This window comes from Microcystis sp. M49636_WE2 (assembly GCF_030065375.1).
GTDB lineage: Bacteria > Cyanobacteriota > Cyanobacteriia > Cyanobacteriales > Microcystaceae > Microcystis > Microcystis aeruginosa_C.
Genome location: NZ_JASJFG010001094.1, coordinates 1 through 1,701 on the forward strand (window position 1 = coordinate 1; position 1,701 = coordinate 1,701).

The 1,701-nt window shown below is 44.0% G+C and carries 2 protein-coding genes; one reads left to right on the plus strand and one right to left on the minus strand.

The window, feature by feature from the left end:
- A partial coding sequence (locus PX484_RS25360) for an RNA-guided endonuclease InsQ/TnpB family protein (protein WP_288106162.1) occupies nucleotides 1–318 on the minus strand: 318 nt, incomplete at its 3' end.
- A gap of 91 nt (nucleotides 319–409) precedes the next feature.
- On the opposite strand from PX484_RS25360, the gene PX484_RS25365 reads away from it, so the two are divergent.
- Nucleotides 410–1,701, plus strand: a 1,292-nt coding sequence (locus tag PX484_RS25365) for a cobyrinic acid a,c-diamide synthase CobB (RefSeq protein ID WP_288106165.1), incomplete at its 3' end; no start/stop codon positions are given.

Consider the following 1,701-nt stretch of genomic DNA (forward strand, 5'->3'; position numbering starts at 1 on the left):
CTGATGTTTTTTCTTAAAGTTAGGATACTTAGTACGACCAGCCAAGAAATTAGTAAAAGCTGTTTGTAGGTGTCTTAACCCTTGTTGTAAAGGTACACAGCTAACTTCGTTTAAAAACTCTAATTCTTCTTGCTTTTTCCACTCGGTTAGCATTGAAGAAGTTTGAGCGTAGCCTACTCTTTCTTGCTTTTCGTACCATGCTTGTGTTCGTTCGTGGAGAGCTTTATTGTAAACCAATCTTACACAGCCCAATGTGCGCCGCAATAGCGACTCTTGTTTTGGTGTGGGGTAAAATCGAAACGAATAGGCTTTTTCCATGCCTCACATTTTAGCATATATCGTGTAAATGTGCTAATATTTGACGGTAAAGCCGTCGTAGAACGACGGGGTTTCAGACCCAAAATTTTCGATGATCATCGCAGGAGAAAGAAGCGGAGTCGGTAAAACTACGATTACTCTGGCAATCTTGGCCTATTTAATCAGTCGTGGCGATCGAGTGCAATCTTTTAAAGTCGGGCCCGATTATATCGATCCCATGTTCCATAGTCATTTTACCGGTCGCCCCTGTCGCAATCTCGATCCGGTTTTAACTTCTGAAGACTATGTAAAAACCTGTTTTGCCCAACATTGTCAAAATGTCGATTATGCTCTGATTGAAGGGGTAATGGGGTTATTTGATGGTATTCAATTAAGCGATACTCAATTTCCCGATTATGCCAGTACCGCCCATATTGCCCGTATTTTAGGGCTTCCTCTGCTGTTAGTTATCGATTGTAGTCGTTTATCTACCTCTGTCGCCGCTATTGTCCGCGGTTATCAATCTTTAGACAAAAATCTCCATCTAGCTGGAGTTATCCTCAATCGTGTTGGTAGCGATCGCCACCTGCAATTACTGCAAACCGCCCTAGAATCGATCAATATGCCGATTGTCGGGGTTCTGCGTCGTCAAGATTCCCTGACAATTCCCGATCGCCACCTAGGATTAGTTCCCAGGGATGAACTAGGAGAAATCAGGCAACTGCAAGATCAACTGGCTTCTATTGCCCAAAACTGCTTTAATTGGGACATTCTCTTGCCTTTACTGACTATTTCTCCCCAAGAGAACCCGAAAAATCCCACAGAATCAAATAAGCTTTTTCCCCCTATCCGTATCGGTATTGCCAGAGATAAGGCTTTTAACTTTTATTATCCCGATAATCTCGATATTTTAGCCAATTTAGGCGCGGAATTAATCTTTTGGAGTCCCTTGCAAGGGGCAAATTTGCCCGAAAACCTGCAAGGATTGTACTTTGGTGGCGGTTTTCCCGAAATCTTTGCCCCGGAATTAGCAGCTAACACCCCTATCTTAACTCAGGTGAGAAAAGCGATCGCCTCCGGAATGCCCACCTACGCCGAATGTGGGGGATTAATGTATTTATGTGACAAAATAATTGATTTTGAGCAAAAAAATCATTCTATGTTGCAAATAATCCCCCAATCTGCTATAATGTCGCCGAAGTTAACCCTAGGTTATCGGCAAGCCATCGCCAAACAGGAGACGATCCTGCTCAAAGCAGGTCAACCAGTGCGCGGCCATGAATTCCATCGCTCCCAATTAAGCGGGGTGAGCGACGCACCGATTTATCAACTGCAAGCATTCCCCAAAAGTGCTATCAATGCCGAAGGGTGGCAAGGTAAGAATCTGCACGCTTCCTATCTCCA